Raw genomic sequence first — 7,415 nt, forward strand, 5'->3', positions numbered from 1 at the left:
GACAACGGGACCGGCGCCGCCTCCGGAGGGCTACGCCTTGCGCGCCCGCGTGGCCGCCTTCTTCGCAGGCGCCTCGGTGGCCGCCTCCTTCGCCACGGCCTTCTTCGCCACAGCCTTCTTCGCCACGGCCTTCGTCGCCGCCGCGGCGGGAGCCGCCTTCTTCCGCACGGCCGCCTTCTTCGCGGGAGCGGCCGCCTGCGCACCGTCCAGGACCCGGTCCGCGCCCAGGATGTCCCGCAGGAACTTGCCCGTGTGGCTCGCTCCCACCGAGGCGACCTGCTCCGGCGTGCCCTCGGCGACGACGAGGCCGCCGCCGTACCCGCCCTCGGGACCCATGTCCACGACCCAGTCCGCGGTCTTGACGACATCGAGGTTGTGCTCGATGACGATCACCGTGTTGCCCTTGTCGACCAGCCCCGACAGCACCTTGATCAGCTTCGAGATGTCCTCGAAGTGCAGGCCCGTCGTCGGCTCGTCCAGGACGTACACCGTCCGCCCGGTCGACCGCTTCTGGAGCTCCGAGGCCAGCTTCACGCGCTGCGCCTCGCCGCCCGACAGGGTCGGCGCCGACTGGCCGAGGCGGACGTACCCGAGACCCACCTCGTTCAGCGTCTTCAGGTGCCGCGAGATCGTCGGAACGGCCTCGAAGAAGCCGGCGGCCTCCTCGATCGGCATGTTCAGGACCTCGGCGATGGACTTGCCCTTGTAGTGGACCTCCAGCGTCTCCCGGTTGTACCGGTCGCCGTGGCAGACCTCGCACGGGACGTACACGTCCGGCAGGAAGTTCATCTCGATCTTGATCGTGCCGTCGCCGGAGCAGTTCTCGCACCGGCCGCCCTTCACGTTGAAGGAGAAGCGGCCCGGCAGGTAGCCGCGCACCTTCGCCTCCATCGTCTCCGCGAAGAGCTTGCGCACGTGGTCGAAGACACCGGTGTACGTGGCCGGGTTGGACCGGGGGGTCCGGCCGATCGGCGACTGGTCCACGTGCACGACCTTGTCGACGAGGTCGTCGCCGTCCACCCGCGTGTGCCGTCCCGGCACCGACCGGGCGCCGTTGAGCTCGCGGGCGAGGTGGGTGTACAGGATGTCGTTGACCAGTGTCGACTTGCCGGAGCCCGATACGCCCGTCACCGCCGTGAGCACGCCCAGCGGGAAGGACACGTCGATGTCCTGGAGGTTGTTCTCCTTGGCGCCGTGGACCGTGAGCTTGCGCGAGGGGTCCACGGGACGGCGTACGTCGGGGAGCGGGATGGACCGCTTGCCGGACAGGTACTGGCCGGTGATCGACTCGGGGTTCTTCAGCAGGTCCTTCAGCGAGCCGCTGTGCACGACCTTGCCGCCGTGCTCGCCGGCGCCCGGGCCGATGTCCACGACCCAGTCGGCCACCTTGATGGTGTCCTCGTCGTGCTCGACGACGATGAGGGTGTTGCCCATGTCCCGCAGCCGCACGAGGGTCTCGATGAGGCGGTGGTTGTCCCGCTGGTGCAGGCCGATGGAGGGCTCGTCCAGCACGTACAGCACGCCCACCAGGCCGGAGCCGATCTGGGTGGCGAGGCGGATGCGCTGGGCCTCGCCGCCCGAGAGGGTGCCGGCGGCGCGGTTGAGGGAGAGGTAGTCCAGGCCGACGTCGACGAGGAAGCGCAGCCGCTCGTTGACCTCCTTGAGGACCCGCTCGGCGATCTTCTTGTCGCGGGCGTCGAGCTTGAGGCGCCCGAGGAAGTCCGCGCACTCGCTGATCGACATCGCGGCGACATCGGCGATGGAGCTGTCCATCACCGTCACCGCGAGGACGATCGGCTTGAGCCGGGTGCCCTGGCAGGTGGGGCAGGGCACCTCGCGCATGTAGCCCTCGAAGCGCTCGCGGCTGGCGTCGCTCTCGGACTCCGAGTGGCGCCGCTTCACGAACGGCACCGCGCCCTCGAAGGCCGTGGTGTAGGCCCGCTCGCGCCCGTACCGGTTGCGGTAGCGGACCTCGATCTGGGTCTTGTGGCCGTACAGCAGGGCCTTCTTCGCCCGCAGCGGCAGTCCGGCCCACGCGATGTCGGTGCGGAAGCCGAGCTCCGTGGCGAGCGCGCCGATCAGCCGCTGGAAGTAGTCCTTGGTGTGGCCGAGCGACCACGGCGAGACCGCGCCCTCGTCCAGGGACTTGTCCTCGTCCGGGACGATCAGCTCCGGGTCCACCTCCATGCGCGTACCGATGCCGGTGCACTCGGGGCAGGCGCCGAAGGGCGAGTTGAAGGAGAAGGAGCGCGGCTCCAGCTCCTCGAAGGAGAGGTCGTCGTACGGGCAGTAGAGGTGCTCGGAGTACATCCGCTCACGCTCGGGGTCGTCCTCGGCGAGGTCGACGAAGTCCAGGATCACCATGCCGCCCGAGAGCCCGAGGGCGGTCTCCACGGAGTCCGTCAGCCGGCGCTTGGCGCTGTCCTTGACGGTGAGGCGGTCGATGACCACCTCGATGGTGTGCTTCTCCTGCTTCTTCAGCGTGGGCGGTTCGGAGAGCTGGATCGTCTCCCCGTCCACCCGGGCACGGCTGTAGCCCTTGGTCTGGAGGTCGGCGAAGAGGTCGACGAACTCGCCCTTGCGCTCGCGCACCAGCGGCGAGAGCACCTGGAAGCGGCTGCCCTCGGGCAGCGCGAGCACCTTGTCGACGATCGCCTGCGGCGACTGCCGCGAGATCGGCCGGCGGCACTCGGGGCAGTGGGGCTTGCCGATGCGCGCGAAGAGCAGGCGGAGGTAGTCGTAGACCTCGGTGATGGTGCCGACGGTGGAGCGGGGGTTGCGCGAGGTGGACTTCTGGTCGATGGAGACGGCCGGGGAGAGGCCCTCGATGAAGTCGACGTCGGGCTTGTCCATCTGGCCGAGGAACTGGCGGGCGTACGAGGAGAGCGACTCGACGTAGCGGCGCTGGCCCTCGGCGAAGATCGTGTCGAAGGCCAGGGAGGACTTGCCCGACCCGGAGAGTCCGGTGAAGACGATGAGCGAGTCGCGCGGCAGGTCAAGAGAGACGTTCTTGAGGTTGTGCTCGCGAGCGCCACGAACGATGAGACGGTCGGTCACGCCGGTCCGCACCTTTCTTGAGAGAGCGGGGGCACTGGCCCCCGTCCCAGGGTATTGGGGGGCGCCTCTGCGGTGGAGTGGGAGACTGGACTCCGAGCGTATAGCACGTGCATTCGATTTCCGGCACTCCGCAGCCCTCTTCACCCGATCGTGTGGCGAGGGCCCCTGGACCACTAGGCTCGGCCGCATGATTGATCATGCGCACGACCTGCGCTCCGTACGTGAGGCCACCGATCGGCTGCTGACAGCGGCCGCGAAGCTGGACAACGCTTCCCTGGCCGAAGAGTCACGTCTCCCCGGCTGGAGCCGCGGACACGTCCTGGCCCACCTCGCCCGGAACGCGGACGCCCTGGTCGAGGTCTTCGAAGGCCGCCCGATGTACGAGAGCGCCACCTCCCGGGAATCCGACATCGAGCGCGATGCGGGGCGTCCTCTGCTGGAACAGCTCGAGGACGTCCGGAATTCCGCGGACCGCTGGCAGGACGTCGCCGCACGTCCGCAGGACTGGACCCGCACCGTGGAACTGCGCAACGGGGTCACCGACAGTGCGGCCCGGGTGCCCTTCCGGCGCCTGATCGAGATCGAGCTGCACCACGTCGACCTGAACATCGGCTACGAGCTCTCCGACCTCTCCGAGGAGTTCACCGGCCGGGAGATCGAGTTCCTCGCCGAGCGCTGGTCGGGACGCCCGGAGGTGCCGCCCACGGCCCTCTCCGCCACCGACGGGCGCCACTGGCGGACCGGCTCCGAAGGCGACCCGGCCGTCACCGTCACCGGCACCGCCGCCGCGCTCCTGGGCTGGCTGGCCGGCCGTGCGGACAAGGGAGCTTCCCTGATCACCGAGGGCGGACCGCTGCCGGTCCTCCCTCCGCTCTAGGATCGGTCCATGACGTACAGCGGAGCGGTCAAGGTCGGCGGTCCGGCCGACGTGCACGAACTCTCGGACCTGATGATTTCGAAGGTCGCGGTGGGGGGCATGAACAACAACGCCTACCTGCTGCGCTGCCGGGCCACCGACGAGCAGCTGCTGATCGACGCGGCGGCGGAGCCGGAGACCCTGCTGAGCCTGATCGGCGACGGCGGCATCACCGCCGTGGTCACCACCCACCAGCACGGGGACCACTGGGGCGCACTGGCGGACGTGGTCGCGGCGACCGGCGCGCGGACGTACGCGGGCCGCTACGACGCGGAGGGCATCCCGGTCCCGACCGACGTGCCCGTCGAGGACGGGGACACGATCACGGTCGGCCGGGTCACGCTGACCGCCCGCCACCTGGTCGGCCACACCCCCGGGTCCATCGCGCTGGTCTACGACGACCCGCACGGCCACCCGCACGTGTTCACCGGCGACTGCCTCTTCCCCGGCGGCGTCGGCAACACCTGGGGCGACCCGAAGGCCTTCGTCCAGCTCGTGAACGACGTGGAGCGCCAGCTCTTCGACCGCCTGCCGGACGAGACCTGGGTCTACCCCGGCCACGGCAACGACACCACGCTCGGCGCCGAGCGTCCCCACCTGGCCGAATGGCGCGAGCGCGGCTGGTAGCGGACGGCTTGGGGACCACCGGCCCGTCAACCTCGCGCCGGGCCGCACTCCCTTCCGGTCATTGATGGCCGAACGCACGTCCTGAGGCCGCGGGGCGGGGTAATTGCTGCACCATGCAACAAGACCCCTCCCCCGCGGCCCCCGCCGCACCCGCCTCCCCGCCCCCCTCGATGCTCCGGCTCGCCGCGGCCTCCCTCGTCGGCACCGCCATCGAGTTCTACGACTTCTTCGTCTACGGCACCGCCGCCGCCCTGGTCCTGGGCCCGCTCTTCTTCCCTTCCTTCTCCCCGCTCGCCGGCACCCTCGCCGCCTTCGGCACCTTCGGTGTCGGCTTCCTCGCCCGGCCCCTCGGCTCCGCCGTCTTCGGCCACATCGGCGACCGGTACGGCCGCCGCCCGGTCCTGCTCGCCTCCCTGCTGCTCACCGGCCTGGCCACGGTGGCGGTGGGCTGCGTGCCCTCGTACGCCTCCATCGGGATGGCCGCGCCGGTCCTGCTGGTCCTGCTGCGCTTCCTCCAGGGCCTCGGCCTCGGCGGGGAGTGGGGCGGCGCCGTGCTGCTGACCTCGGAGCACGCCCCCGAGGGGCGGCGCGGACTGTGGTCGAGCTTCCCGCAGATGGGCCCGGCGGTGGGGTTCCTGCTGGCCAACGGACTGATGCTGACCCTGTCGAGCACGCTGTCCGACGGGCAGTTCGCCGCCTGGGGCTGGCGGGTGCCGTTCTGGGTGGCGGGGCTGCTCGCCCTGACCGGGCTGTGGCTGCGCCGCTCGGTGGAGGAGACCCCGCAGTTCCGGGCGCTGGCGGAGACCGGCCGCAAGGCCGAGGCCCCGTTGACCGAGGTCCTACGGGGCCACTGGCGCCTGCTCCTGCTCACCGGCGGGGCACTGGCCGTGGGCTACGCCGTCTTCTACGCGGTCACCACCTGGTCCCTCGCGTACGCCACCGAACACCTCGGCGTGCACCGCTCCGTGATGCTGGCCTGCATCATGGTGGCCGTCGCCCTCAAGGGGGCGGCCACCCCGGTGATCGCGGTGCTCGGCGACCGCTACGGCCGGCGCCCGCTGTGCCTGGCGGGCTGCACGGCCTCGGCGCTGTGGATGTTCCCCTTCGTGGGGCTGCTGCGCACCGCGGACCCGCTGCTGATGACCCTGGGCCTGTTCGGCGCCCTGCTCGGCATGGTGACGATGTTCGCGGTGGTGGGCGCGTACCTGCCCGAGCTGTACGCCCCGCGGATCCGCTGCACGGGCGCGGCCGTCGGCTACAACCTCGGCGGGGTGCTGGGCGGTGCGCTGACCCCGATCGTGGCGACGGCGCTGGCGGACGGCTCCGGCCCGCCGTGGGCCGTCGCCGTGTACCTGACGGCGATCGCCCTGGTCTCACTGGCCTGCTTCGCACTGCTGCCGGAGACCAACCCCTCGGTCGTGCGGCAGCGGACGGGCGGCTCCGCGGAAGCGGAAGCGGAAGCGGCGAAGGGGGCGGCCGGGACGGCCGCCCCCGTGTAGTCCGGCCCGCCGGCCGCTACTTGGTCTCCACCGGCTTGTGGCCCGGGTACAGATGGCCGGGGGTGACGATGTTGGTGACCGCCTCGCCGAAGAGGGTGCTGGGCTCCTGACCCTTGTACAGGTCGTCGGTGGTGAGCAGGATGACCATGGTCGCCTGCTCCTCCGGCAGGTAGACGGTGAGCGTCTCGTATCCGGGGAGCGAGCCGTTGTGGCCGAGCCAGCCCTGGACGTTGAAGATGCCGAGCCCGTAGCCGTCGCCGGGGATGATGCCGATCGGCTGGGTCTTCAGGCGCTGGGCCTGGGTCGCGGGGGTCAGCAGCGTGCCGGTGGCCAGGGTCTTGGCCCAGCTGCGCAGGTCCTGGAGGTCGGAGGCCATCGCTCCGGCCGCCCAGGCCCAGGACGGGTCGAAGTTCGTCGCGTCCACGATCTTGCCGCCGGGCAGATCGTTCGTGTAGCCGTGCGCGTGCGGCTCGGGGAACGTCGTCCCCGTCGCGAGGAGGGTGCGCTCGCTCAGCCCCGCGGGCTTGACGACGTCCTGTGCGATGACCTCCTGGAGCGGCCGGCCGGTGATCTTCTCGACCAGCAGGCCGAGCAGGATCAGATTGGTGTTGGAGTACTCGAACTTCGCGCCCGGCTCGAAGTTCACCGGGTGCTTGAAGGAGATGTCGAGCAGCTGCTGCGGGGTGAAGGTGGAGGTGCCGTTGAGCTCCTTGTCGAAGCCCGGGTCCTCGCTGTAGTTGAAGAGCCCGCTGCGCATGCCCGCGAGTTCGCGCAGGGTGATGCGGTTCCCGTTCGGGACGCCGCCGATGTACTTGCCGATCGGGTCGTCCAGCGAGAGCTTGCCCTGGTCCACGAGCTGGAGGAGGGCGGTGACCGTGAACGTCTTGGTCTCGCTGCCGATGCGCACCCCGAGATCGGGCGTCATGGGTGCGCCGGTCGCCTTGTCGGCCACGCCGAAGGACTTCACGTAGCTTCCCTTGCCGGGGGCCCAGAGCCCCACGGTCACGCCCGGCACCTTCGTCAGGTCCATGACCTGGCGGATCGCCGCGTCCAGTCGGGCCGCGACGGCCGGGGTGAGCTGCGGGAACTCCGTATCGCCGGCCGCGGACGGGGCGGCGGACGCGGACGGGGCCGGGACGGTCGCGCCGTACGCGGAGCCCGCGAGGGCCGGGGCGATGAGCAGGCCGGCGGCGGCAGCCGCCACACAAGCCCTGCGCATCCTGATGCGGGTCGGCCTCATGGGTCGGCCTCCTGTCGTACGACGACGAGAGAAACGTCCCATCAGCCTAGGCCCGCACCACCCCGGTCGCTCGGCG

At 70.7% G+C, this 7,415-nt stretch carries 5 protein-coding genes; 3 read left to right on the forward strand and 2 right to left on the reverse strand.

The window, feature by feature from the left end:
* Positions 1 to 30: 30 nt before the first annotated feature.
* Positions 31 to 3,057 (reverse strand): excinuclease ABC subunit UvrA, encoded by a 3,027-nt coding sequence (uvrA, locus tag ACFWNV_RS38525; RefSeq protein ID WP_383956643.1) that lies wholly within the window; start codon positions 3,055 to 3,057, stop codon positions 31 to 33.
* A 187-nt stretch (positions 3,058 to 3,244) separates the two neighbouring features.
* Here uvrA and ACFWNV_RS38530 point away from each other — a divergent pair, with 187 nt between their 5' ends.
* The 3 genes from ACFWNV_RS38530 (at position 3,245) to ACFWNV_RS38540 (ending at position 6,099) form a co-directional block, all read left to right on the forward strand.
* Positions 3,245 to 3,934, forward strand: a complete 690-nt coding sequence (locus tag ACFWNV_RS38530) for a maleylpyruvate isomerase family mycothiol-dependent enzyme (protein ID WP_383956647.1) — start codon at positions 3,245 to 3,247, stop codon at positions 3,932 to 3,934.
* A 9-nt stretch (positions 3,935 to 3,943) separates the two neighbouring features.
* The gene (locus ACFWNV_RS38535) at positions 3,944 to 4,600 is read left to right on the forward strand and encodes an MBL fold metallo-hydrolase (protein WP_383956649.1); all 657 of its coding nucleotides are present in this window, start codon (positions 3,944 to 3,946) and stop codon (positions 4,598 to 4,600) included.
* 170 nt (positions 4,601 to 4,770) lie between these two features.
* Entirely contained in the window at positions 4,771 to 6,099 is a 1,329-nt protein-coding gene (locus tag ACFWNV_RS38540) for an MFS transporter (protein ID WP_383956655.1), read from the forward strand.
* A gap of 16 nt (positions 6,100 to 6,115) precedes the next feature.
* On the opposite strand, the gene ACFWNV_RS38545 is transcribed toward ACFWNV_RS38540, so the two are convergent.
* Complete coding sequence (locus ACFWNV_RS38545; RefSeq protein ID WP_383956652.1) at positions 6,116 to 7,339, reverse strand: serine hydrolase domain-containing protein; 1,224 nt, start codon at positions 7,337 to 7,339, stop codon at positions 6,116 to 6,118.
* Positions 7,340 to 7,415: the final 76 nt, after the last annotated feature.

This window comes from Streptomyces sp. NPDC058401 (assembly GCF_042722885.1).
In the GTDB taxonomy this organism is placed as follows: Bacteria; Actinomycetota; Actinomycetes; order Streptomycetales; family Streptomycetaceae; genus Streptomyces.

What these genes read in the sequence shown, in the direction of transcription:
- ACFWNV_RS38530 (WP_383956647.1), top strand. Translation starts at nt 3,245, where the DNA reads ATGATTGATCATGCGCACGACCTGCGCTCCGTACGTGAGGCCACCGAT.
- ACFWNV_RS38535 (WP_383956649.1), top strand. Translation starts at nt 3,944, where the DNA reads ATGACGTACAGCGGAGCGGTCAAGGTCGGCGGTCCGGCCGACGTGCAC.
- ACFWNV_RS38540 (WP_383956655.1), top strand. Translation starts at nt 4,771, where the DNA reads ATGCTCCGGCTCGCCGCGGCCTCCCTCGTCGGCACCGCCATCGAGTTC.
- ACFWNV_RS38545 (WP_383956652.1), bottom strand. Translation starts at nt 7,339, where the DNA reads ATGAGGCCGACCCGCATCAGGATGCGCAGGGCTTGTGTGGCGGCTGCC.